We start from the raw sequence: 24776 nt of genomic DNA on the forward strand, positions 1-24776 counted from the left end.
GCGCGCTCACCCCTCGTCGTCGTCGAACAGCGGGCGGATTCCGCGCGCCGCCATGATCTCGTCGTTTCCGGTGCCCGCCGCCACCATCGGCCACACCTGCGCGTCCTTGCCCACCACGAAGTCGATGACGACGGGTTGGTCGTCGATCTCCATGGCCCGCTCGATGACGCTGTCGACGTCGGAGGCGGACTCGCACCGCATACCCACCCCGCCGAGGGCCTCGGCCAACAGCGAGAAGTCCGGGATGCGGTGCCGGTGGGTGCCGAGGTCACTGTGTGAGTAGCGCTCGGCGTAGAAAAGGTTCTGCCACTGTCGGACCATACCGAGGTTGCCGTTGTTGATGACCGCCACCTTGATCGGAAGGCGCTCGATGGCACAGGTGGCCAGTTCCTGGTTGGTCATCTGGAAACAGCCGTCGCCGTCGATGGCCCAGACCTGACGGTCGGGGGCCCCGGCCTTGGCCCCCATGGCGGCGGGCACGGCGTATCCCATGGTCCCGAGACCGCCGGAGTTCAACCAGCTTCTCGGGCGTTGGTAGTTGATGAACTGGGCCGCCCACATCTGGTGCTGTCCCACCCCGGCCGTGTAGACGGCCTCCGGGCCCGCCAACTGCCCGATCCGTTCGATCACGTACTCGGGCGAGAGCGTCCCGTCGGAGGGCCAGTCGTATCCGAGCGGGAAACGCTCGCGCCACCCCGAGAGCTGTTCCCACCACTCGGTGAGATCGCCGGAACCGTACTCGCTCTCGGCCTGGTCGACGGCCTCGGTCAGCTCGGCGATGACCTCCTTGCAGTCGCCGACGATCGGCACGTCGGCGACCCGGTTCTTGGAGATCTCCGCAGGATCGATGTCGGCGTGCACGACCTTGGCCTCGGGAGCGAACCCAGACAGCTGTCCCGTGACCCGGTCGTCGAAGCGCGCCCCCAGGGCGATCAACAGGTCGGCGCGCTGCATCGCGGCCACGGCGGGCACCGTTCCGTGCATGCCGGGCATCCCCAGGTGGGAGGGGTGCGAGTCGGGAAGGGCGCCGCGGGCCATCAGGGTGGTGACCACGGGGATGCCGGTGCGGTCGACGAGTTGGGCCAGCTCGGCGGAGGCCTCGGCCTTGAGCACCCCGCCACCGACGTAGAACACGGGCCTTCTCGCCGTGGTCATCAGCCTGGCCGCTTCGCGGATCTGCTTGCCGTGGGGCTTGCCCACGGGGCGATAACCGGGCAGCCGTTGCTCCGGGGGCCAGGAGAACGAGGTGGTCAGCTGCTGGACGTCCTTGGGGATGTCGACCAGCACCGGCCCTGGGCGCCCGCTTGAGGCGATGTAGAAGGCCTCGGCGATGGTGCGCGGAATCTCGGCGGGATCGGTGACCAGGAAGTTGTGTTTGGTCACCGGCAGGGTGATCCCGCAGATGTCGGCCTCCTGGAAGGCGTCGGTACCGATCAGACCGGTGCTCTGCTGGCCGGTGACGGCGACGACCGGGACCGAGTCCATGTGCGCGTCGGCCAGGGCGGTGACCAGGTTGGTGGCCCCGGGGCCCGAGGTCGCCATGCAGACCCCGGTTCTTCCCGTCACCTGCGCGTACCCGGTCGCCGCGTGTCCGGCGGCCTGCTCGTGTCGAACGAGCACGTGGCGAACCCTGGTCGAGTCCAGCAACGGGTCGTAGGTGGGGAGGATCGTTCCGCCCGGGATGCCGAAAACCACCTCACAGCCCACGGCTTCCAGTGAACGGACCAGCGCTTGGGCGCCGGTGGCTCTGACGGGGGCGCCGTTGGGCGGAGCCGGTTTCGGACGCTGCCCCGAGGATGTTTCCGGGGTCGGATTCTGCCTGGTTTTGGCGCTGGTCATCGATTCTGCCTCGTGGTCGATGAATGGGGCCGGGCACGAAAAAACCCTCGCCGGCACGGGGCCGAACGAGGGTTGGCGCGTCGACGCTTCGTACTCCTCAGGCGTCGACGCGCCCGGGAAGTACGAGAATGTCGTTGATGCGCAGCATGGTGCGAACGTTAGTCCGAGCGGCAACGGAAGTCAAACCCACGGGAAGAACTTCCCACATGGTGGTCACGGCTGGAAGCGGAGTCACGGTGGACACGGGAGTCCGCGCCGTCGAACCACCCCCGCTGCCCAGGTGAGACCATCGAGGAATGAGCCAAGCCAGTACCCCGGAGCCGACGCCGGACAGCACCACCCACGACTCCCACCCTCCGCAGGAGGAGGCGGAAGCCGCCACCGCCGGGCGGGACAGCGACGACCAGCACACGGACTCCGCCCCGGAGAGCACGGACTCGGGGAGCGATCCGGCGGAGGAGGACGCCCTGCCGGAGAACCCCCGCATGGTTTTCCGGTTCACCCGGGTCGCAGTGCTGGTGATCCTGGTGGTGGCCGTGGGCATCAGCCCCGCGGCGATGGCCCTGCCCTGGTTGTCCGTGCTGTACGTGATCCCTCTCGGCCTGCTCTACTGGATCTTTCGTATACGCACGGTGGTCGATCGTTCCGGCGTGACCGCGCGGACGCTGTTCCGCACCCGCCACCTGGAGTGGTCCGAGATCAGGGCCCTGAGCCTGGACGAACGGCGCTGGGTTCGCGCGGTGACCGACACCGAGCGTGGGATCGTGCTGCCCGTCGTGAGAGTCCGGGACCTCCCGCGGCTGTCCGTGCTGAGCGGCGGAAGGATCCGGGACCCCCTGGCCACGACGCCGCCGGAGACCGACGACTCCACCTCCTGAACGCCCGGCGCATCTCTCACGATACGGACAGAGTCCGCACAAGGAGACCGCGAGACGAACCGAAAAATCCCCAGAGTAGGCTCGTACTCACCGCGAACGCCACGACGCCCACAAGGCGCGACGAACTTCGCCGTCTCCGGCGACTTCCCACGAAGTGAGAGTTACCCCATGCCCGAGTTGCGTTCCCGCACGACGACACACGGTCGCAACGCCGCGGGCGCCCGCTCCCTGTGGCGCGCCACCGGCATGAGCGACGACGACTTCGGCAAACCGATCGTGGCCATCGCCAACTCCTACACCCAGTTCGTCCCCGGACACGTACACCTGCGTGACCTGGGCGGGGTGATCGCGGAGGCCGTTCGTGCCGCCGGAGGTGTTCCCCGCGAGTTCAACACCATCGCGATCGACGACGGGATCGCCATGGGACACGGCGGCATGCTGTACTCGCTGCCCTCCCGGGAACTCATCGCGGACTCGGTGGAGTACATGGTCAACGGCCACCGCGCCGACGCTCTGGTGTGCCTGTCGAACTGCGACAAGATCACTCCGGGGATGCTCAACGCCGCGATGCGGCTGAACATCCCGACCGTGTTCGTCTCCGGAGGACCGATGGAGGCGGGCAAGGCCGTGGTGGTCGACGGCGTGGCCCACGCCCCCACCGACCTGATCACCACGATCGCCGCCTCGGCGAACTCCGAGGTGGACGAGGCCGGACTGACCGAGGTGGAACGGTCCGCCTGTCCCACCTGCGGCTCGTGCTCGGGCATGTTCACCGCGAACTCGATGAACTGCCTGACCGAGGCCCTCGGCCTGGCCCTTCCCGGCAACGGCTCGACCCTGGCCACCCACCGCGAACGCCGCGACCTGTTCGAGGACGCGGGACGCACGGTGGTCGAGCTGGCCGAACGCTGGTACCGGCACGACGACGCCACGGTGCTGCCGCGCTCGATCGCCGGTAAGAAGGCCTTCGACAACGCGCTCGCCCTGGACATGGCCATGGGCGGCTCGACGAACACCGTGCTGCACACTCTCGCGGCGGCCCGCGAGGGTGAGATCGACTTCACGCTCTCCGACATCGAGGAGATCAGCAGGCGGGTTCCCTGCCTGGCCAAGGTCAGCCCCAACTCCACCTACCACATGGAGGACGTCCACCGGGCGGGCGGCATCGCGGCGATACTCGGCGAACTCGACCGTGCCGGTCTCCTCCACCGCGACGTCGGCTCCGTGCACAGCGCGAACCTCGATGAGTGGCTGTCCCGGTGGGACGTTCGCGGGAAGTCGCCGAGTCCTCGGGCGGTGGAACTCTTCCACGCCGCACCGGGTGGTGTGCGCACCACCGAGGCGTTCTCCACCGACAACCGCTGGTCCTCACTGGACACCGACGCCGCGAACGGATGCATCCGCGACGTGGCCCACGCCCACACCCCGGACGGCGGACTGGCCGTGCTGCGCGGGAACCTGGCCCCGGACGGGGCTGTGGTCAAAACGGCGGGCGTGGACGAGGAGCTCTGGCGCTTCCACGGCAGGGCGCGGGTGCTGGAAAGCCAGGAGCAGGCCGTCTCCGCGATCCTCAACAAGGAGATCGAGGCCGGCGACGTGCTGGTCATCCGGTACGAGGGTCCCGCCGGTGGTCCCGGTATGCAGGAGATGCTGCATCCGACCGCCTTCCTCAAGGGAGCGCGCATGGACCGGGAGTGCGCCCTGGTCACCGACGGGCGTTTCTCCGGCGGAACCTCGGGACTGTCGATCGGACACGTCTCCCCCGAAGCCGCCAACGGCGGAACGATCGGACTCGTCCAGGACGGTGACGAGATCCTCGTCGACGTGGCCAAGCGTGAACTCGAACTCCTCGTCGACGACGAGACACTGGACCGACGCCGGGCCAAGATGGACAGCTCCGAGCACCCGTGGCAACCGCACGAACGGCAGCGGGAGGTGAGTACCGCGCTTCGTGCCTACGCGAGCCTGGCCACCTCGGCCTCGTTCGGTGCGGTGCGCTCCCTCGCACGGTGAGTCCCCGGTCGGCGTCCCGACGGGCGCCGACCGGTGTGCCACGGAACCGCTCAGCGCAGCCCCAACAACACCCCGGTCACGACGGCCGCGGCCAGCAGCAGCCCCGTGGTGCCGCTGAGCACCGGACGTCGGAACCACACACTGCCGTTGTCCACGGAGGCTCTGCCCGGGCCGGTGAACAGCAGGCCCAACGCCACCGCCCCCACCAGCAGCGGATACTCCGCTCCTCCCTGGTCCAGGAAGAACCCGTCCCCCGCCCGCAGCAGCACGGCACCGGTCATCACACCGAGTACCCCGGCGGCGGCCAGGGGGGTGAACAGCCCGAGGACCAGCAGGATCCCCGCTCCGAACTCGGTGACCCCGGTGACCGCGGCCAGCACCTCGGTGCGGCGGAACCCCGCGGCGGCCAGCACCTCTGCGGTGCCGTCGAGTCCGGCTCCCCCGAAGGCCCCGAAAAGCTTCCTGGCACCGTGGGCGACGAAGACCACCCCCAGCACCGAACGCACCAGCAGCAGACCGAGATCGAGGCCCCGGTGCCAGGCCGTGCCCTCCGGGACGGTGGGGAACTCGTCGTGGAACTCCAGGTCCCCACGCAGCGCTCCCGCCCCGGTGTTCCCGTAGGCCTCGTCGTCGTAGTAGTCGAGCCCGGTGACGCCCCCCGTCTTGGGCGGGTCGACACCGAGAGGGTCCGCCCGCGAGGAATCGTTCGGTGACACGGACCACCCGTTCTCGTCGGGCCGATCATCGTGGATGCGCACGCTGGCAGGCTAGGACATCCACATCGGAGCGTGCGACCCTTTCGGCGCGATCGGCGGGCCTCCTGCCGGAGGATGGCTACGGAAAGCCCTCCTCCGGAACGTCCCCGCGGCGACCGGCGCTCGGCCTCACGTGCCGTGTTCACCGCGCAACGGCTATCGTCGGTGACCGTGGTGCTCCACTCAGGCAACCGAGAACCCCGCGGCCGTGTACCGGGCAGGTACGCGGTCGCCGGTGCCGTGCTGACCGCCCTCGCCCTCGTGGGGGGATGCGCCGACTTCCCCGAGCAGCACCCGCGGAGCTGGCGGGAGCAGCCCTCGCTGCGTCCCCAGGCCGGCCCGGAACCCCGGGTCGAGGGGGAGGAGCAGGAACCGCCCTCCGGAGAGCGTCCCCGCTCCCGCCCGGAACAACCACCGGAAGGATGCACCGACCCCGACCCGGCCGTGGTCGCCACCTGCCTGGCACCGGTGGGCGCGGTGGCCGCGCTGCCGGGAGGGAACTCCGCGCTGGTGGGAGAACGCACCACCGGGCGTGTCCTGCGGGTGCACACCGGGCGCCCCACCGAGGAGATCACCAGGATCCCGGTCGACCCCACCGGCGGAGGAGGTCTGACCGGACTCAGCCTCTCTCCCAGCTACGCCGAGGACGGTCTGGTCTACGCCTACGTCACCACCGAGACGGACAACAGGGTGGTGCGCATAGCCCCCGGTGACCCACCCGAGGCCGTACTCACCGGCATCCCGCGTGGACCCAGCGGAAACGGCGGGGCCATCACCGTGGGAGGCCGGGACTCCCTGATCGTCGCCACCGGCGACGCGGGCTCGCCGGAGCGGGCCTCCGACCCGGAGAACCTGGCCGGAAAGCTCCTGCGGATCGACTCCTTCGGCGAACCCACCGAGGACAATCCCTCCCCGGACTCTCCGGTGGTCTCCACGGGGCTCACCACTCCGGAGGGAGTGTGTGCCGCCGAGCGCGGCACGGCCTTCTGGGTCACCGACCGCGGGTCGGACCGCGAGATACTCCACCGGCTCGTCCCCGGGGAGGAAACAGGCCCCCCAGCGTGGAGCTGGCGGGACAACCCGGGGATCTCCGACTGCGCCACCGTGGGGGCGAGCCTGGTCGTCACCCTGAGCGGGCAACAGGCCGTCTCCACCATGCGCCCGGGCCCGGAGGGAACCTTCACCGGAGAGCCCCAGCGGGGACTGGAGGACACCTACGGACGTTTCTCCGCGGCGGCGGGAGGACCGGACGGGATGCTGTGGCTGGGCACCTCGAACAGGAACGGCGGAGATCCTGTCTCCAGCGACGACCGGGTGATCCGGGTCGAGCCACCCTCCGGAGGCGGAGGAGGCAAGGAGTAGACCCGACCGGTCCGGCCTCGCCGGGGAGCACGCGGCCGTCACAACCGGCCGCGTGCTCCGCGGGAGGTCACTGCTGCCCGCAGGCCTCCAGCACCAGCTCGCGGACCCGTTTGGCGTCGGCCTGCCCGCTGGTCGCCTTCATCACGGCGCCGACGATCGCACCGGCGGCCTGGACCTTGCCACCACGGATCTTCTCGGCGGCGTCGGGCTGGGCGGCCAGGGCCTCGTCCACGGCGGCCCGCAGCGAGGAGTCGTCGGAGACCACCTCCAGCCCGTCGGCCGCGATGATCTCGTCGGGTTCACCACGCCCCTCCAGCACCCCGTCGACGACCTGCCGGGCGAGCTTGTGGGTGAGTTTGCCCTCCCCCACCAACTCGATCACCCTGGCCACCTGGGACGGCGTGATCGGCAACGCGGCCAGCTCCACACCACGTTCGTTGGCCCGCTGGCTCAGATAGGCCACCCACCAGGAACGGGCCTCGGACGGCGTGGCCCCGGCGTCCACGGTGGCCGAGACGAGATCCAGGGCACCGGCGTTGACCAGGTCACGCAGTTCCTCGTCCGAGAGCTGCCACTGCTGCTGCACCCGCCTGCGCCGTTCCCACGGCATCTCGGGGAGGGTGGCGCGCAGCTGTTCCACCCACTCCCGGGAGGGAGCGATGGGAACCAGATCCGGTTCGGGGAAGTACCGGTAGTCCTCGGCCTCCTCCTTGCGCCGTCCCGAGGAGGTCTCCCCCGTGGACTCGTCGAAGTGCCTGGTCTCCTGCACGATCTCCGAGCCGTTGCTCAGCAGCGTGGCCTGTCTGCGCATCTCGAAACGCACGGCGCGCTCGATGCTGCGGAAGGAGTTGACGTTCTTCGTCTCGGTACGGGTGCCGAAACCGGTCTCACCCTTGGGGGCCAACGAGACGTTCGCGTCGCAGCGCAGCGATCCCTGGTCCATCCGGACGTCGGAAACCCCCATGGAACGCAGCAGGTCGCGCAGCGCCGTGACATAGGCACGCGCGACCTCGGGGGCACGTTCCCCGGCTCCCGTGATCGGCTTGGTGACGATCTCGATCAGGGGAACCCCGGCCCTGTTGTAGTCCAGCAGGGAGTGCTCGGCACCGTGGATCCGGCCGTCGGCACCCCCCACGTGGGAGGACTTGCCGGTGTCCTCCTCCATGTGCGCCCGTTCGATGCCCACACGGAAGGTCTGCCCGTCGTCGAGCTCCACGTCGAGATGACCGTCGAAGACGATCGGCTCGTCGTACTGCGAGGTCTGGAAGTTCTTGGGCATGTCCGGGTAGAAGTAGTTCTTCCGCGCGAACCTGCACCACTCGGCGACCTCGCAGTTCAACGCCAGACCGATGCGGATGGCCGACTCCACGGCGGTGCCGTTGACCACGGGCAACGCACCGGGCATCCCCAGACAGACCGGGCACACCCGCGTGTTCGGCTCGGCGCCGAACTCGTTGGCACAGCCACAGAACATCTTGGTGGCCGTGGACAACTCGACATGCACCTCGAGGCCCAACGTCGGATCGAAACGACGCAGCACCTCGTCGTAATCCATGATCTCGGCGACCGCCGTCATCGCTGTCCCGCCTTACGTACCTCACGAACCGCCAACGCCACCCCGGTGATCAGCCCGAGAACGGTGACGATCGCGTCGGCCATCACCAGCCGGTCCCTGTCCCTGTGGGCCTGACGGATCTTGCCGCGTAGGCCAATTCCCCTGGACAACTCGGCTCCCACCGCGAGCAACGCCCGTAGCTTGGGATTCATCGGGCCACCTCCAACTGTGGAACACGGTCGATCAGCGCGCCGCCCGCGGCGGCGTTCCTGGCCGCCTCGTAGGCCGCCCCCACCCGGTACAGCCGTTCGTCGGCCATGGCGGGAGCCATGATCTGCAGTCCGACCGGCAGACCGTCCTCCGCCGCGAGCCCGGAGGGCACGCTCATGGCCGCGTTGCCGGCGAGATTGCTGGGAATCGTGCACAGGTCGGCCAGGTACATGGCCATCGGGTCGTCGGCCCGCTCCCCGATGCGGAAGGCGGTGGTGGGGGTCGTCGGGGAGACGAGCACGTCCACCCGCTCGAACGCGGCCGCGAAATCCCGGCTGACCAGCGTCCGCACCTTCTGCGCCTGACCGTAGTAGGCGTCGTAGTAACCGGAGGACAACGCGTAGGTGCCGAGCATGATCCGTCGTTTGACCTCGGCACCGAAGCCCTGCTCCCTGGTGAGGGACATGACCTCCTCGGTGCTGCGGTCCCCGTCGTCACCGACGCGCAGCCCGTAACGCATGGCGTCGAACCGGGCGAGGTTCGAGGAGCACTCGCTGGGGGCGATCAGGTAGTAGGCCCCCAGGGCGTACTCGAAGTGGGGACAGGAGACCTCGACGACCTCGGCACCGAGTTCGGTGAGGGTTTCCACGGCGGTACGGAAGGAGTCCAGCACTCCCCGCTGGTAGCCCTCCCCGGAGAACTCGCGGACGACTCCCACGCGGACCCCCCGGAGGTCACCCGCGGCTCCTTCCTTCGCCGCGGCCGTCACCCCGGGCACGGGCGCGTCGATCGAGGTCGAGTCCATCGGGTCGTGCCCGGCGATGACCTCGTGCAGCATGGCCGCGTCCAACACGGTGCGTCCGCACGGTCCTCCCTGGTCCAGGGAGGAGGAGAAGGCGACCAGGCCGTAGCGTGAGACACCGCCGTAGGTCGGCTTGACTCCCACGGTGCCCGTGACCGCGGCGGGCTGGCGGATGGAGCCGCCCGTGTCGGTCCCGATGGCCAGCGGCGCCTCGAAGGCGGCCAGCGCCGCCGAGGAGCCACCACCGGAACCACCGGGTACCCGCTCCAGATCCCAGGGATTGTGGGTGGCACCGAAGGCGGAGTTCTCGGTGGAGGACCCCATGGCGAACTCGTCCATGTTGGTTTTGCCGAGAATCACCACACCGGCCTCGCGGAGGCGCGCCGCCACCGTGGAGTCGTACGGCGGGACCCACCCCTCCAGCATCTTCGAACCACAGGTGGTGGGCATGTCGGTGGTGGTGAACACGTCCTTGAGCGCCAGCGGTACTCCCGCCAGCGGCGAGACCGCCCTGCCCGCGGCGCGGTCCTCGTCGGCACGGCGCGCCGCTTCGAGCGCCTCCCGCCGGTCCACGTGGAGGAAGGCTCCCACCGCGGGCTCCACCGCTTCGACACGGTCGAGATGAGCCCGGGTGACTTCCACCGCGGACACCTCGCCGGAGGCGAGTCGGGCTGCCAGTTCGGAGGCCGTCAGACGGGTGAGCTCGGTGGCACCGCCCCCCTCCGGACCGGACGTCGTCGAGGTCATCACGCCTCCTCGTTCAAAATCCGTGGTACGCGGAACCTGTTCTCCTCGGTCGCCGGAGCTCCGGCCAGGGCCTGCTCCCGGGAGAGCCCCTCGCGTACCTCGTCGGGCCGAAAGACGTTGGTCACCGGTACCGCGTGGGACGTGGGCGGTATGTCGTCGGCGGCGACCTCGCCCACCCTGGCCACCGCGTCGAGAATCACATCGAGCTGACCTGCGAACCGGTCGAGTTCCTCCTCGGAAACGGCCAGTCTGGCGAGTCCGGCGAGGTGCGCCACCTCGTCACGGGAGATCGTGGACAATGCGCGGACCCCTTATCATGTCCGGTTCTTTCTGGTATCCGTTCGTTTCCGGCTACCACACGTGTTCGGGGTAATGAGGTGTCATCGAGTCTATGGGCAGCGGCCTCGGGGGCCTACGGGTGGTTCGTCCGCCGAGCTCCGGTTCACACGGAGTTCACGGCCACGCCCGATCGACAGCCTCCCACGTCTGTCACAATTTGGCCGGTCTGCTCCAAGCACGGCGGTCACGGACCGCCGGTGAACCGTCAGGCGCGGACGGCGAGGTGCCGCGCACGAGGCTGGAGGCGTGAAACCGGTGTCCTTCCTCATCCGGGTCCAGATCCCGGACCGTCCCGGCACTCTCGGGGCGGTGGCGGGCGCGCTGGGCGAGATCGGAGCCGACATTCTCGGTGTGGACGTGGTGGAGCGGAGCAGCGACGGGGCGGTGGACGACCTGGTCGTCGAACTGCCCTCCGGCAGACTCCCCGACGTGTTGATCACGGCCGCCGAGTCGGTGGAGGGAGTGCGGGTCGACGCGGTGCGTCCCTACGCGGGAGTGCTGGACACGCACCGCGAGCTGGAGCTGGTCGAGGAGATCGCGGCCGAGCCGGCTCGTGGGCTGGAGCTGTTCGCCGAGGGAGTTCCCCGGATCATCCGTTCGGGGTGGGCGATGGTCTTCGCGCACCGTGCGGGCGGCTCCGAGCACCTCGCCTCCAGCGGCTCCGCCCCGGAGATCGAACACCTCCAGCTCCCCTGGCTGCCTCTTCCCCGGGCGACGGTCCTCGACGCGGACGACTCGTGGGTTCCGGAGACCTGGCGGGAGCTGGGAACCGAGTTGGCCGCCACCCCCATCGGCAAGCCCGACCGCGTGCTGCTGGCCGGACGCCCGGGCGGTCCGAGGTTCCGCACCTCGGAAGTGGCCCGGCTGGCCCACCTGGCCGGCATCGTGGCCGTGGTGCTGGACGGCTGAGCCCGCACCCCCAGTGCCCACCCGGCCCCGTTCCCGCGAGACCACGTCCCGACGGGGCGAGCGGGTGGGCCCGGCGACGGGCTCATCCGGGCTCCAGGGCCCTCTCCTCGGCCGCCTCGGGGCCCTGTTCCAACAGCACCCGAAAACCCTCCTCGTCCAGAACCGGCACACCGAGCTGGACCGCCTTGTCGTACTTCGATCCGGGGGCGTCACCGACCACCACGAAGGCCGTCTTCTTCGACACCGATCCGGCGGCCCTGCCCCCACGGTTCATGATCGCCTCCTTGGCCTCGTCCCGCGAGTAGGTCGGCAGGGAACCGGTGACCACGATCGACAGCCCCTCGAGGTTGCGCGGCACGGCGGAGTCGCGTTCGTCCTCCATCCGCACTCCGGCGGCACGCCACTTGTGGACCACCTCACGGTGCCAGTCCACCTCGAACCACTCGCGAACCGCCCGGGCGATCGTGGGACCCACCCCGTCCACCGCCGCGAGTTCCTCCTCGTCCGCCTTCTCGACGGAGTCCAGCGAACCGAACTCACGGGCCAACGCCTGGGCCGCCGTGGGGCCCACGAAACGGATGGACAGCGCCACCAACACCCGCCACAGCGGTTGCTGCTTGGCCGACTCCAGATTGTTCAGCAGCTTGTGTCCGTTGACCGTCAGCGAACCGTCCTTGGCCCGGAACAACTCGGTGCGCAGCAGTTTCTCTTCGTCCAGGTGGAACACGTCGCCCTCGTCGACGAGCACCCCCGCGTCCAACAGCGCCGAAGCCGACTCGTAGCCCAGCACCTCGATGTCGAAGGCCCCCCTTCCCGCGAGGTGGAACAGCCGCTCACGCAACTGCGCCGGGCACGAACGTGCGTTCGGGCAGCGGATGTCGACGTCGCCCTCCTTCTCCCGCCGCAGCTCCGAACCGCATTCGGGGCAGGTGTCGGGCATGGTGAAGCTCCACTCGGTGCCGTCCCGGGCGTCCACCACCGGCCCGAGGACCTCGGGAATGACGTCGCCGGCCTTGCGGATCACCACGCGGTCGCCGATCAGCACCCCTTTGCGTCGCACCTCGTCGGTGTTGTGCAGCGTGGCCATGGCCACCGTCGAGCCCGCCACCTTCACCGGACGCATCACGGCGTAGGGAGTGACCCGCCCGGTTCGACCGACGTTGACACGGATGTCGGTCAACTCCGTGGTCGCCTGCTCGGGCGGGTACTTGTAGGCGATGGACCACCGGGGGGCGCGCGAGGTCGTCCCCAGCCTGCGTTGCAGGGCCACGTCGTCGACCTTGATCACGATTCCGTCGATCTCGTGCTCGGCGTCGTGGCGGTGCTCCCCCCAGTAACGGACGTGCTCGACCAAATCCTCCAGGGAGGACAGCACCACGGTGTGCTCGGAAACGGGCAACCCCCAGGCACGCAACGCCGCGTAGGAGGCCGACTGGGTGGCCGGTTCGAATCCCTCCCGTTTCCCGAGACCGTGGCAGATCAACCGCAGGGGTCTGGTCTTGCTGATCCGTGGGTCCTTCTGCCGCAGCGAACCGGCGGCACCGTTGCGCGGGTTCGCGAACGCCGTTTTGCCCGCCTCCACCAGCGAGGCGTTGAGCTCGGCGAACTCGTCCAGCCGGAAGTAGACCTCGCCGCGGATCTCCACCAGGGAGGGCACGGGGTACTCCGAGCTCTCCGCCAACCGCTCCGGCACGTCCCGCATGGTGCGGACGTTGAGCGTCACGTCCTCCCCGGTCCGGCCGTCCCCCCGGGTCAGCGCCCGTTCCAGCCTGCCGTCCCGGTACAGCAGGTTGACCGCCAGCCCGTCGATCTTCGGTTCGCACAGGAAGTGCGGCGTGGTGCCGGTCTCACGTTCGACCCGGTGCACCCAGGCGGACAGTTCCTCGACGTTGAACGCGTTGTCGAGGCTGAGCATCCGTTCCAGGTGGTCGACAGCGGTGAACTCCGTGGAGAAGGTTCCACCGACCTGCTGGGTGGGAGAGTCCGGACCGCGCAGTGCCGGATGTTCCTCCTCCATCCGTTGCAGGGCGACGAACAGCTCGTCGAACTCCCCGTCGGTGATGGTGGGGGAGTCGAGCACGTAGTAACGGAACTGGTGGAAGCGCACCTGCTCCACGAGTTCGTCGTAGCGAGCGCGCGTCTGCCGGGGAACGTCCTCCAACCCCTCGGCCTGTTCGGTGTCCGGGGAACCCGGGGGAAGATCCTCCCGTTCCGTCTCCCCGCTCACCGTCGCCGTGTCCCGCGGATCGTGCTCGTGTGTACGTTCGCTGCCGGTCACGTCCCGAGACTAACCAGCGGTCCCGACACCGGCGCGCGCTCCCCGCGCTCCGCACCCCGCCGGGTGAACACCGCGGGGCTGCCCGTTTCCGAGCACGGCTCGTGCCCGCTCCGAACAGCGTTTCCGCCGTGCGGACCCGGATCAGCCTCCCGCGTCCCTCCCGGAACCGTGCTGTCCGGCCAGCGCCCGCACTCGCTCCCGGAAACTCAGCAGGTCCACCGCTCCCTCCGGGGGAACGACGGCCGTCTCCACCCGTCCCAGCCGGTCGGCCGCGAGTCTCTCCCCCAGGGTGGCGTGCAGGGGCAGAAACGTCAGTGCCTCCCGCTCGGCGGCCTCCAGCTCGGCGAAGCCGGGGTGGTACACGGCGACGTCGACCAGCTGCCTGCTCTCGTCGTACTGGGCGGCCACCCGGACCTGCCCGAGCGGATAGCCCTTGCCGTGCAGGTTCACCGTCACCTCCGTGGGGTCCGGCACGGGCGGCACCGCGTCGTGGTACTCCCAGAGCGAGTCGGGTTCGGGAGCCTCCGCCTTCCACGCGTCGGTGTAGGGACGCAGCTCCGGATCCGCCTGGGAGGTGAGCACCAGGGCGTAGACGGCTTCCGTCCCCCGTTCGATCGAAAAGTTCAACCCGGGGTGCAGTTCGGCGACCGCCTCGGCCAGCTGGTGGTCCACCCGATGCGGGGTTCCGTCCCCCAGGGCTGAGCCCACCAGGGGAAGCAGCTCCTCCCAGCGCCGCCAGAAGGCACGGGCACGCCGCCGGGCCTCCTCCGGGGAGACCGAATCCCCGGGCTCCCGGTTCCGTCCGCGTCTCCACCGACCGAGTACGCGACGCACGAATCCCAGCACGGTCCCGCTCCCTTCCTGTCCCGGTGTTCGGTAACGAGCACGGCAGCCGAAGTCCCCTCCGCGCGCCGGAAAACGAGACTCCTCGGCCACGGGGTCACCCCCCGGGGGACTTCCTATCAGCATCGCTTACCCGTTCGTGGGATTTCCGGGGAACTCCGGGGCACGGTCGCTCACCTGTTGCCTGCGGTCCACTCACTCCACGGGATCTGCCAGTCCCCGAAACCGTCCCAGGAGGCCAACTGGTCTCCACCCGAGTTCGTGACCTCCACCACGTCTCCCTTCTTCACCAGGTCGTAGACCCACTTGGCGTCGGCGAGGCTCATGTTGATGCAGCCGTGGCTGACGTTGCGTTCCCCCTGATCGGCCACGGACCAGGGAGCGGCGTGCAGGAACTCACCTCCGTTGGAGATGCGCACCGCCCACTTGACCCGGGTGCGGTAGCCCCCCTCGTCCAGGCCGAGTCCGTAGGTGGTGGAGTCCATGAGGTAGCTGTCGTGCTTGCGCATCACCACGTGCGTCCCGTTGTGCGAGGGGAAGGAGGGGCGGCCGAGCGAGACGGGCAGAGTCCGTTTGACCTCCCCGTTCACCTCGACCTTCATCCGGTGGCTCTGTCCGTCGGCCCGCAGGATCACGCGGTCACCGATACGGACGGTGGCGCTGCGGTCTTCTTTTCCGTAAACGCCGTTGCCCAGGTTCTTGCCGTAGACGTTCACGTCGATCGAGATCTTGGTCCCCGACTTCCAGTAGTTCTCGGGACGCCAGTGCACCTCGCGGTCGTCGAACCAGTAGAAGGCCCCCTCGACGGCGGGTTCGGTGCTGATCTCGATGGCCTTCTCGGCCCGTTCCTTGTCCGGGGCGGGCGCGTCCTCGCTGAAGTAGAACGCCAGGGGCTGACCCACTCCCACGGTCTGTCCGTCCAGGGGATTCATGGACACGTAGGTGAGACTCTCGGGAGTCAGCGTGGTGAACTCCGAGCTCTCGGTCAGGGTCCTGCCGTCGCCGCCCGTCGCCTTCGCGACGATCCGATACGTCTTGCCGTATCCGAGCGGTTCCCCGACCGCCCAGCTCGCCGCGTCCTCGGCCAGGTTCCCGGCGACCTCCTCCCCGGAGGAGTTGGTCATCGTCACCTCCGTCAGTTCGGCGTTGAGCGCCTTCACCCCGATGTCGTCCACCGGGGAGACGTCGGTGGCCCCTCCCTCGGGAGTGAACTCCAGGGCGGGCGGCCCGCTCGGTTCCTCCGCGGCGGAGTCCCCGTTCGACCCGCCACCCCCGGTGGCGGCTCCGCACCCCGTGGCCAGTGCCACGACGAGCCCCAGGACCACGCCCCGAGCTCCGAGAAGAAACGATCTTCCTCCCGAAGAGTGATGTAACAGCTTCATCAGCGGCATTCCGTTCAAGACGATGTATCGTTCCCCGCTCAGTCGTACGAAGATCAATACCTCAAAGGGTGAAGATCGAGAAGAACATCCCCCATAAGGACACGAAGAGTGAAAACCGTACGACTTTCACCCGGGTGACGCCGTCACCCAGCACGGGGTTGTCACCACGACCACTCCGTAGCCATTCCGTGACCTCACCCCCACCCGCGAAACCGACCCCTTCGGTGAAACCCGGCTCGACCGACCCCACGTCCCGAACCGACCCCGCAGGAAGGAACAACAGCGCACAAGCACCTCACCGCACACCCCACGAGCGAAACGACCCCCCTCGAAACCGCCCCGCTCCCAGCGTGCTAATGTTTCACATGTCGCCAGCGAGAGGGATGACCCGGCAGGCGAACAAAGCGAAAACAACACAACGCGCCAATAGCTCAAGTGGTAGAGCAACTGACTCTTAATCAGTGGGTTTGGGGTTCGAGTCCCTATTGGCGCACATCGGATCCCGGGCTTCGGCCCGGGATTTTTCGTTTCCGCGGCGAGGCACGTCCGTAAACTCGACACCGACGTACGGCAGCCATCCCTACTCGCGGAGTAACATCCCATGACAATGGCCCCATCCGGTGAGGAACACCACACTCCGGATCGGAACGGACGAAGCGGAGCCGAGTCCGGTCATGCCGGTTGGCGCGAACTGGTTTTCTGGTACCCGTGGGTTCTTCCCGTGCTCGGGTTGACCCTGGCGGTGCTCGGCTTCCGGGCCTTCGCCGCGATCACGGAGCAGGTCTACGAACACAGCGCGCTGCTCACCCTGGACCGGGAGCTGTTGGAACGGATCGCGGTGCTGCGGGATCCGACCACGGTGGCGGTCTTCAACACCATCACGTACCTGGGCGACGGGATCACACTCGCCCTCGTGGTGCTCTCCGTGTCCGTGTGGCTCGGTTTCCGGGCCCGAAGCTGGGCTCCCCCACTGTTGATGCTGCTCAGCTCGGCAGGAACCGCGACCGTCGTCTTCCTGGTCAAGATCATCATAGCCCGCCCCCGTCCTGTTCCTGCTCCCAACGCGGTCACCGAGGACAGCTTCGCGTTTCCCTCGGGTCACTCGGCCCACTCCGCCGCCGTCTACCTGATGCTGGCGTTCCTGCTGGTCCAACATTCGGGTTCCCCACGGAGGCGGTGGTACGGGGTCGGGAGCCTGGCGGTACTGCTGGTACTGGTCACCGGTTTCTCCCGACTGGTTCTGGGAGTGCACTCACCGTCCGACGTGCTGGCGGGCTGGATGCTCGGTACGAGTCTCACGCTCCTGCTGATCAGTCTGTGCACCCTGTCGCACCGACTCGCTCCGGTACGCGACAGACTGGTCGAACGCGCCCGTCTACGCCGTGGACGACAACACCCCCCTTCCACCGGGGCGGACGACACCCACCATCCCCCCACCGGTTGAGTACCGGTCCGACCGAACCGAGATCATGCGTGCACGAACCCGAAATCCGATTCCCCTGGTCGGCGGATCTCCCGCCACGGCTCGGCTTCACAGGCTCACAACCGACACGGCGCCCGTGGCGGTACTGGTCCTGCACGGAGGACGACCCCGCAGCGAGGAACCGATGCGTCCCTGGCGGTTGGCCTATCTGCGCATGGGCTGGCTGGCGAGAACCCTGCGCACGGCCGTGAACACCGCCCCACGACCGGCGGGAGTGTGGCTACTCCGGAACCGCCTGCGTGGATGGAACGAGCCGCTCCGCGATCCACTGGTCGACGCCCGATGGGCGACGGCGGCCATCCGAGCCCGGCAGCCCGACACGAGGATCGTGCTCGTGGGTCACTCCATGGGTGGCCGAGCCGCGTTGCTGTTGGGGGACGAACCCGGTGTGGACGGGGTCTGCGCGCTCGCCCCCTGGGTGGAAAGCTCCGATCCCTACGAGCACCTCGGCGACACCGAGGTGCTCCTCGTCCACGGGGACCGGGACCGCACCACGTCGGCCAGGGCCTCGGCCGACTACGCACGACGCGCCGCACAGAGCGGCCACCGGGTCCGTTTCCGCCGCGTACCCGGTGGTGGACACGCGATGCTGCGCCACCACCGGGAATGGGCGAATCTGGTTCGTGAATTCGTCGTGCGGGCCGTCGACGAGGCGGGAAGCAGACAGGGGGCGGAGCACACCCCCGAGAGCCCACCGTCAGCTCCCCACTCCCCGGAGAGTCCCGAGGACGACACACGCCCGCGAACCGGGTGAGTTCCCGACGGGGCTCAGCACACGGCTCCCTGCGCGGCGGACCCCACCAGTCTGGCGTACTTGCCGAGCACCCCGTGGCGGTAACGGGGCTCCGGCGGGGACCAGGCGGAACGACGCCGTTTCAGTTCCTCCTCGTCAACGAGCAGGTCGAGAGTACGTTCCCGCAGATCGAGCCGGATCGGGTCTCCGTCCTCCACCAGGGCTATGGGCCCCCCGTCGGTGGCTTCCGGGGCGACGTGTCCGATGCACAGCCCGGTGGTACCGCCGGAGAAACGACCGTCGGTGAGCAGGAGCACGTCCCTGCCCAGGCCGGCTCCCTTGATCGCTCCCGTGACCGCCAGCATCTCCCGCATCCCGGGGCCGCCACGCGGTCCCTCATAGCGGATGACGACCACGTCACCGGAACGGAGCGAATCAGCCTCCACCGCGTCCATCGCGGCCTGTTCCCCGTCGAACACCCTTGCGGTGCCCTCGAAACGGGCGGTGTCGAAACCCGCGCTCTTCACCACCGCTCCCTCGGGGGCCAACGAGCCCCGCAACACGGTGAGACCGCCGGTGGGATGTATCGGATCGGACAGTCGGTGCAGCACGGAACCGTCCAGTTCCGGGGGAGCCAGTTCCTCCAGGTTCTCGGCGACGGTGCGGCCGGTCACCGTGACACAGTCCCCGTGCAGAAGTCCCGCGTCCAGCAGGGCCTTCATGACAACGGGAACCCCACCGATGCGGTCGACTTCCGTCATCACGTACTCGCCGAACGGTTTCACGTCGGCCAGATGGGGAGTCCGGTCTCCCACTCGGTTGAAGTCCTCCAGGGTCAGCTCCACCCCGGCCTCGTAGGCGATGGCCAGCAGATGCAACACAGCGTTGGTCGAGCCCCCGAAGGCCATCACCACGGCGATGGCGTTCTCGAAAGCCTCCTTCGTCAACACGTCCCGCGCCGTGATGCCCTGCTCCAGCATGCGCACCACCGCACGTCCCGCTTCCCGCGCGCCGGCGTCCCTCCTCCGGTCCACGGAAGGAGGGCTGGCCGAACCGGGCAGGGACATACCCAGTGCTTCGGCGGCACAGGCCATCGTGTTGGCGGTGTACATGCCACCACAGGCACCCTCGCCCGGGCAGATCGCCCGTTCGATCCGGTCGACCTCGGCACGGGAGATCAGCCCGCGGGCGCAGGCACCGACGGCTTCGAAGGCGTCGATGATCGTGACGTCCCTGCCGTCGACCTTCCCCGGAAGGATCGATCCCGCGTAGATGAAGACGGAGGCCAGGTCCAGCCGCGCGGCCGCCATCAGCATACCGGGCAGGCTCTTGTCGCATCCCGCCAGCAGCAGCGAGCCGTCCAGTCGTTCGGCCTGCATCACGGTTTCCACCGAATCGGCGATCATCTCACGGGACACGAGCGAATAGTGCATTCCTTCGTGCCCCATGGAGATTCCGTCGGAAACCGAGATCGTGCCGAACTCCAGTGGATACCCGTTGGCCGCGTGGACGCCTTCCTTGGCACTGCCCGCGAGGCGTTTCAGGGACAGATTACAGGGGGTTATCTCGTTCCAGGAGGAGGCCACACCGATCTGCGGCTTGGAGAAGTCGTCGTCGCGCATACCGACGGCACGCAACATACCGCGTGCGGCCGCCCGTTCCAGACCGTCCGTGACCTCGTGGCTACGTGGCTTGAGCGGACTCCGGGGGGTACCGGACTCGGAAACCTTGTCATCCCTCAAGACGGTGTCTTCGTTCACACGTCGAGGGTAGTAGGTGACTGGATGTCGGGGGTGGGTGTGGTGGGGGGGTCGGCGGTGTCCGTGGTTCCCGCACTCGTGGGGGTGCAGTAGGTCGGGCGCTGGAGGGCTTAGCTGCCGGGTTCGGGATGGGTCCGGGCGTGTCCCGCTCCGCTGTGGCCACCGACCCCGCCGCCACGGGGGGGCGGGGGCGTGTGTTGTATGGAGTTGTGGTGCCCCTTGTTGGGGGGTGGGTGGTTGAGGCTGTGTAGTGGTGGCGAGCGCGGGGGNGGGGTGTGGGTGTTCGTCGTTCGGCCGGTTAGTACCCGTCCACTGAGCACATTGCTGTGGGTGCATGTCGGGCCTATCGACCCAGTCGTCTGCTGGGGGCCTTATCCCCCCGGTGGGGGGTGGGAGACGTGGTCTTGGGGTGGGCTTCCCGCTTAGATGCTTTCAGCGGTTATCCGTGCCGAACGTAGCGAACCAGCCCTGCCCCTGGCGGGACAACTGGCAGACTAGAGGTTCGTCCGTCCCGGTCCTCTCGTACTGGGGACAGCTCCCCGCACGTCTCCGTGCGCGCGCGGCGGATAGGGACCGAACTGTCTCACGACGTTCTAAACCCAGCTCGCGTGCCGCTTTAATGGGCGAACAGCCCAACCCTTGGGACCGACTTCAGCCCCAGGATGCGACGAGCCGACATCGAGGTGCCAAACCATGCCGTCGATAGGGACTCTTGGGCAAGATCAGCCTGTTATCCCCGGGGTACCTGTTATCCGTTGAGCGACACCGCGTCCGCGTGCCGGTGCCGGATCACTAGTCCCTGCTTTCGCACCTGCTTGACCTGTCGGTCTCACAGTCAAGCTCCCTTGTGCACTTGCACTCGTCACCTGGTTTCCGTCCAGGCTGAGGGAACCGTTGGGCGCCTCCGTTACTGTTTGGGAGGCAACCGCCCCAGTTAAACTACCCACCAGGCACTGTCCCTGGTCCGGGTGACGGACCGAGGTTAGACGCCCACAACGACCAGAGTGGTATTTCACCAGCAACTCCGGCCACACTGGCGTGTGACCTTCCCAGTTTCCCACCTATCCTACACAAGCCGCCGCGGACGCCCATACCAAGCTGTAGTAAAGGTCCCGGGGTCTTTCCGTCCTGCCGCGCGAAACGAGCATCTTAACTCGTCGTGCAATTTCGTCGGGTCCGTGGTCGAGACAGCGCCCAAGTCGTTACGCCATTCGTGCAGGTCGGAACTTACCCGACAAGGAATTTCGCTACCTTAGGATGGTTATAGTTACCNCCGCCGTTTACCGGCGCTTCGGTTCGCCGCCACACCCCCTCGTGGGGGGTTCACGGCTCCCCTTAACGTTCCGGCACCGGGCAGGCGTCAGTCCGTATACCGCGTCTTACGACTTCGCACGGACCTGTGTTTTTAGTAAACAGTCGCTTGGGCCCATTCTCTGCGGCCGCTGCCAGCTCACCCCGCAGGGGGGGTCACCAGCGGCGGCTCCCCTTCTCCCGAAGTTACGGGGACATGTTGCCGAATTCCTTAACCACGGTTCGCCCGCTCGCCTCGGTATGCTCTACCAGACCACCTGTGTCGGTTTCGGGTACGGACCGCCCTCACACTCGCTAGAGGCTTTTCTCGGCAGCCGGGGCTTACCCACTTCGCCACACTGGCTCGGCCTCCGGTCTCACCGTCGACGCCGGCCCGGATTTGCCTGGGCCGGCCGGCTACACCGTTACCCCGGGAACCACCATCGCCCGGGTTGGGCTACCCTTCTGCGTCACCCCGTCGCTGACCAACACACCCACCACACACACCACCACCGGTCCAGCCGTGGTCTCGCGAACGAGACCGGGCCCACCGGTTGATGCTGGTGTCGTGGGGGCTGGTATGGGACGTGTCAAGGCGGGTACGGGAATATCAACCCGTTGTCCTGTCGACTACGCCTGTCGGCCTCGCCTTAGGATCCGACTCACCCAGGGCGGATCAGCCTGGCCCTGGAACCCTTGGTCATTCGGCGGGACAGATTCTCACTGTCCTAGCACTACTCATGCCTGCATTCTCACTCCCCCACACTCCACACCCCCTTACGGGGATGCTTCACCGCGGTGAGGGATGCTCCCCTACCCACCACCCCGCCAGGGGCGGTGCCACGGCTTCGGCGGTGTGCTTGCAAGCCCCGCTATATTATCGGCGCAGGATCACTTGACCAGTGAGCTGTTACGCACTCTTTCAAGGATGGCTGCTTCTAAGCCAACCTCCTGGTTGTCTCGGCGATCCCACATCCTTTTCCACTCAGCACACACTTGGGGGCCTTAGCCGGTGATCTGGGCTGTTTCCCTCTCGACCCTGGAGCTTGTCCCCCAGGGACTCACTGCCGCGCACTGCCTGACACCATTCGGAGTTTGGTTGACGTCAGTACCCGCACCGGGCCCTTCGCCATCCAGTCGCTCTACCAGCACCAGGCCTGTCACGACGCTGCACCTAAATGCATTTCGGGGAGAACCAGCTATCTCCGAGTTTGATTGGCCTTTCNCCCCTACCCGCAGCTCATCCCCCAGGTTTTCAACCCTGGTGGGTGCGGGCCTCCACACGGTCTTACCCGCGCTTCACCCTGGCCACGGGTAGCTCACTCGGTTTCGGGTCTAGAGCACGCGACTGTCCCGCCCTGTTCGGACTCGCTTTCGCTGCGGCTTCCCCTCACGGGTTAACCTCGCCACGCACCACTAACTCGCAGGCTCATTCTTCAAAAGGCACGCCATCACACCCCCGCACGGGGATGCTCTGACGGCTTGTGGGCGCACGGTTTCAGGAACTCTTTCACTCCCCTCCCGGGGTACTTTTCACCAGTCCCTCACGGTACACATCCACTATCGGTCACCAGACGTATTTAGGCTTACCAGGCGGTCCTGGCCGATTCACACGGGATTTCCCGGGCCCCGCGCTACTCGGGACATGCGTGCACGCCCACCCGACCGTGTTCACCTACGGGGGTCTCACCCACTGCGCCGGTGCCTTCCAACACCTTCGGCTCACCATCGGGCACACGCGCCTGCGCGGCAGCACAGACACCACACACTCCCACAACCCCGGGCACGCACCGTCTGCCGACTCGCCCACGCACCCGGTTTAGCCTGCTCCCCGTTCGCTCACCACTACTGAGGGAATCACTGTTTGTTTTCTCCTCCTGGAGGTACTGAGATGTTTCAGTTCCCCCCGTGCCTCCCGATGCCCTATACCACTGTTCAGGCACCGGTGACCGGGCATCACCCCGGCCGGGTTTCCCCATTCGGACACCCTGGGATCACAGCTCGGTTGACAGCTCCCCCAGGCCTATCGCGGCCTCCCACGTCCTTCTTCAGCGTCTGATGCCCAGGCATCCACCGTACGCCCCTGGACACGAAACCACACACCGACCACCACACGATGATCAGATGCTCGCCACCACTATACAGTTCTCAACCAGCCACCAGAGCCCACCACACGGGTGCGCCCCCAGAGAACCCAACAGTGCCCCACCACGCGTGCGTGTAACGCCCGCCTCAACAGGGTCTCCTTAGAAAGGAGGTGATCCAGCCGCACCTTCCGGTACGGCTACCTTGTTACGACTTCGTCCCAATCGCCAGTCCCACCTTCGACCACGCCCCCCCCGCAACCGGGTTGGACCATGGGCTTAGGGTGTTACCGACTTTCATGACGTGACGGGCGGTGTGTACAAGGCCCGGGAACGTATTCACCGCAGCACTGCTGATCTGCGATTACTAGCGACTCCGACTTCACAGGGTCGAGTTGCAGACCCCGATCCGAACTGAGACCGGCTTTCCGGGATTCGCTCCACCTCACGGTCTCGCCACCCTCTGTACCGGCCATTGTAGCATGTGTGAAGCCCTGGACATCAGGGGCATGATGACTTGACGTCGTCCCCGCCTTCCTCCGAGTTGACCCCGGCAGTCTCCCGCGAGTCCCCGGCCGCACCGCTGGCAACACGGGACAAGGGTTGCGCTCGTTACGGGACTTAACCCAACATCTCACGACACGAGCTGACGACAGCCATGCACCACCTGTACACCAGCCCCGAAAGGAAACCCCATCTCTGGAGCGATCCGGTGTATGTCAAACCCAGGTAAGGTTCTTCGCGTTGCATCGAATTAATCCACATGCTCCGCCGCTTGTGCGGGCCCCCGTCAATTCCTTTGAGTTTTAGCCTTGCGGCCGTACTCCCCAGGCGGGGCGCTTAATGCGTTAGCTACGGCACGGACACCATCACCCGGTCCCCACACCTAGCGCCCAACGTTTACAGCATGGACTACCAGGGTATCTAATCCTGTTCGCTCCCCATGCTTTCGCTCCTCAGCGTCAGGAACGGCCCAGCAAGCTGCCTTCGCCATCGGTGTTCCTCCTGATATCTGCGCATTTCACCGCTACACCAGGAATTCCGCTTGCCCCTACCGCCCTCGAGTCTGCCCGTATCGGCCGCACGTGCCCGGTTAAGCCGCACATTTCCACGACCGACGCGACAAACCGCCTACGAGCCCTTTACGCCCAGTAAATCCGGACAACGCTCGCGCCCTACGTATTACCGCGGCTGCTGGCACGTAGTTAGCCGGCGCTTCTTTAGCCCCTACCGTCACATTCGTCAGGGCCGAAAGGGGTTTACAACCCGAAGGCCGTCCTCCCCCACACGGCGTCGCTGCGTCAGGCTTCCGCCCATTGCGCAAAATTCCCCACTGCTGCCTCCCGTAGGAGTCTGGGCCGTGTCTCAGTCCCAGTGTGGCCGATCNCCCTCTCAGGCCGGCTACCCGTCATCGCCTTGGTACGCCCTCACCGCACCAACAAGCTGATGGGCCGCGAGCCCCTCCCAGGCCGGAACCCCCCCTCACAGGAGAGAACCTTTCCCACACCCCCCAT

The 24776-nt window shown here is 67.5% G+C and carries 16 protein-coding genes, 1 tRNA gene, 2 rRNA genes and 1 other annotated feature (1 of these 20 running past the window's edge); of the genes, 7 read left to right on the forward strand and 12 right to left on the reverse strand.

Features of this window, described 5'->3' with window-relative positions; all coding sequences use genetic code 11:
* Positions 1–6 precede the first annotated feature (6 nt).
* Positions 7–1839, reverse strand: a complete 1833-nt coding sequence (locus ACTMO_RS0111900) for an acetolactate synthase large subunit (RefSeq protein WP_019854922.1) — start codon at positions 1837–1839, stop codon at positions 7–9.
* A 296-nt stretch (positions 1840–2135) separates the two neighbouring features.
* On the opposite strand from ACTMO_RS0111900, the gene ACTMO_RS20965 reads away from it, so the two are divergent.
* The gene (locus tag ACTMO_RS20965) at positions 2136–2717 is read left to right on the forward strand and encodes a PH domain-containing protein (protein WP_019854923.1); all 582 of its coding nucleotides are present in this window, start codon (positions 2136–2138) and stop codon (positions 2715–2717) included.
* A 168-nt stretch (positions 2718–2885) separates the two neighbouring features.
* Entirely contained in the window at positions 2886–4730 is a 1845-nt protein-coding gene (gene ilvD / locus ACTMO_RS0111910; RefSeq protein WP_019854924.1) for a dihydroxy-acid dehydratase, read from the forward strand.
* A gap of 50 nt (positions 4731–4780) precedes the next feature.
* Here ilvD (ACTMO_RS0111910) and ACTMO_RS0111915 read toward each other — a convergent pair whose 3' ends face one another.
* A complete protein-coding gene (locus ACTMO_RS0111915) occupies positions 4781–5488 on the reverse strand; it encodes a DoxX family protein (protein ID WP_157062870.1) in 708 nt (235 codons plus the stop codon).
* A 168-nt stretch (positions 5489–5656) separates the two neighbouring features.
* Here ACTMO_RS0111915 and ACTMO_RS0111920 point away from each other — a divergent pair, with 168 nt between their 5' ends.
* Positions 5657–6847, forward strand: coding sequence for a PQQ-dependent sugar dehydrogenase (locus tag ACTMO_RS0111920; protein ID WP_245556144.1), 1191 nt, complete (start codon positions 5657–5659; stop codon positions 6845–6847).
* Between the two features lie 67 nt (positions 6848–6914).
* Here ACTMO_RS0111920 and gatB read toward each other — a convergent pair whose 3' ends face one another.
* Genes gatB through gatC form a run of 4 tightly spaced genes read right to left on the reverse strand, consistent with a single transcriptional unit; the run spans position 6915 to position 10460 of the window.
* Positions 6915–8423, reverse strand: coding sequence for an Asp-tRNA(Asn)/Glu-tRNA(Gln) amidotransferase subunit GatB (gatB, locus tag ACTMO_RS0111925; protein ID WP_019854927.1), 1509 nt, complete (start codon positions 8421–8423; stop codon positions 6915–6917).
* On the reverse strand, positions 8420–8614 hold the full coding sequence (locus ACTMO_RS0111930; RefSeq protein ID WP_019854928.1) for a hypothetical protein: 195 nt from the start codon (positions 8612–8614) through the stop codon (positions 8420–8422). The genes gatB and ACTMO_RS0111930 overlap by 4 nt, the downstream gene beginning before the upstream one ends.
* Positions 8611–10161 (reverse strand): Asp-tRNA(Asn)/Glu-tRNA(Gln) amidotransferase subunit GatA, encoded by a 1551-nt coding sequence (gene gatA / locus ACTMO_RS0111935; RefSeq protein WP_019854929.1) that lies wholly within the window; start codon positions 10159–10161, stop codon positions 8611–8613. Before gatA ends, ACTMO_RS0111930 begins: the two co-directional genes overlap by 4 nt.
* On the reverse strand, positions 10161–10460 hold the full coding sequence (gene gatC, locus ACTMO_RS0111940) for an Asp-tRNA(Asn)/Glu-tRNA(Gln) amidotransferase subunit GatC (protein WP_019854930.1): 300 nt from the start codon (positions 10458–10460) through the stop codon (positions 10161–10163). The genes gatA and gatC overlap by 1 nt, the downstream gene beginning before the upstream one ends.
* Positions 10461–10755: 295 nt before the next feature.
* On the opposite strand from gatC, the gene ACTMO_RS0111945 reads away from it, so the two are divergent.
* Entirely contained in the window at positions 10756–11409 is a 654-nt protein-coding gene (locus tag ACTMO_RS0111945) for an ACT domain-containing protein (protein ID WP_026449145.1), read from the forward strand.
* A gap of 82 nt (positions 11410–11491) precedes the next feature.
* Here the strand turns inward: ACTMO_RS0111945 and ligA are convergent, their stop codons facing one another.
* From ligA to ACTMO_RS0111960, 3 genes are all read right to left on the reverse strand, one after another.
* On the reverse strand, positions 11492–13687 hold the full coding sequence (gene ligA / locus ACTMO_RS0111950; RefSeq protein WP_019854932.1) for an NAD-dependent DNA ligase LigA: 2196 nt from the start codon (positions 13685–13687) through the stop codon (positions 11492–11494).
* 141 nt (positions 13688–13828) lie between these two features.
* On the reverse strand, positions 13829–14533 hold the full coding sequence (locus ACTMO_RS0111955; protein WP_019854933.1) for a hypothetical protein: 705 nt from the start codon (positions 14531–14533) through the stop codon (positions 13829–13831).
* Positions 14534–14703: 170 nt separating this feature from the next.
* A complete protein-coding gene (locus ACTMO_RS0111960; RefSeq protein WP_019854934.1) occupies positions 14704–15855 on the reverse strand; it encodes a L,D-transpeptidase in 1152 nt (383 codons plus the stop codon).
* Positions 15856–16332: 477 nt separating this feature from the next.
* Between ACTMO_RS0111960 and ACTMO_RS0111970 the strand changes: the two genes are divergently transcribed.
* The 3 genes from ACTMO_RS0111970 to ACTMO_RS20975 all read left to right on the forward strand — a co-directional run bounded on the left by ACTMO_RS0111970 (position 16333) and on the right by ACTMO_RS20975 (position 18149).
* Positions 16333–16405 (forward strand) — tRNA-Lys (locus tag ACTMO_RS0111970).
* A gap of 108 nt (positions 16406–16513) precedes the next feature.
* Entirely contained in the window at positions 16514–17356 is an 843-nt protein-coding gene (locus ACTMO_RS22010) for a phosphatase PAP2 family protein (RefSeq protein ID WP_157062871.1), read from the forward strand.
* A 115-nt stretch (positions 17357–17471) separates the two neighbouring features.
* Positions 17472–18149: an alpha/beta hydrolase gene (locus tag ACTMO_RS20975; RefSeq protein WP_019854937.1), complete on the forward strand. Its 678-nt coding sequence runs from the start codon at positions 17472–17474 to the stop codon at positions 18147–18149.
* Between the two features lie 14 nt (positions 18150–18163).
* Here ACTMO_RS20975 and ilvD (ACTMO_RS0111985) read toward each other — a convergent pair whose 3' ends face one another.
* The 3 genes from ilvD (ACTMO_RS0111985) to ACTMO_RS0111995 all read right to left on the reverse strand — a co-directional run bounded on the left by ilvD (ACTMO_RS0111985) (position 18164) and on the right by ACTMO_RS0111995 (position 23275).
* Positions 18164–19870 carry a dihydroxy-acid dehydratase gene (ilvD, locus tag ACTMO_RS0111985; protein WP_026449148.1) on the reverse strand — a complete coding sequence of 569 codons (1707 nt, stop codon included), beginning with the start codon at positions 19868–19870 and terminating at the stop codon, positions 18164–18166.
* Positions 19871–19937: 67 nt separating this feature from the next.
* Positions 19938–20055, reverse strand: a 5S ribosomal RNA gene (gene rrf / locus ACTMO_RS0111990).
* A 109-nt stretch (positions 20056–20164) separates the two neighbouring features.
* Positions 20165–23275 (reverse strand): 23S ribosomal RNA (locus ACTMO_RS0111995).
* 153 nt (positions 23276–23428) lie between these two features.
* Positions 23429–24776, reverse strand: a sequence feature (most likely nonfunctional fraction of RNA operon) (it continues 1435 nt past the right edge of the window).

Origin of the sequence: Actinopolyspora mortivallis DSM 44261, from assembly GCF_000384035.1 — a bacterium.
Classification (GTDB): domain Bacteria; phylum Actinomycetota; class Actinomycetes; order Mycobacteriales; family Pseudonocardiaceae; genus Actinopolyspora; species Actinopolyspora mortivallis.

Coding starts and splice junctions, on each gene's coding strand:
- ACTMO_RS0111900 (WP_019854922.1), bottom strand. CDS start 1,839: ATGACCAGCGCCAAAACCAGGCAGAATCCGACCCCGGAAACATCCTCG.
- ACTMO_RS20965 (WP_019854923.1), top strand. CDS start 2,136: ATGAGCCAAGCCAGTACCCCGGAGCCGACGCCGGACAGCACCACCCAC.
- ilvD (WP_019854924.1), top strand. CDS start 2,886: ATGCCCGAGTTGCGTTCCCGCACGACGACACACGGTCGCAACGCCGCG.
- gatB (WP_019854927.1), bottom strand. CDS start 8,423: ATGACGGCGGTCGCCGAGATCATGGATTACGACGAGGTGCTGCGTCGT.
- ACTMO_RS0111930 (WP_019854928.1), bottom strand. CDS start 8,614: ATGAATCCCAAGCTACGGGCGTTGCTCGCGGTGGGAGCCGAGTTGTCC.
- gatA (WP_019854929.1), bottom strand. CDS start 10,161: ATGACCTCGACGACGTCCGGTCCGGAGGGGGGCGGTGCCACCGAGCTC.
- ACTMO_RS22010 (WP_157062871.1), top strand. CDS start 16,514: ATGACAATGGCCCCATCCGGTGAGGAACACCACACTCCGGATCGGAAC.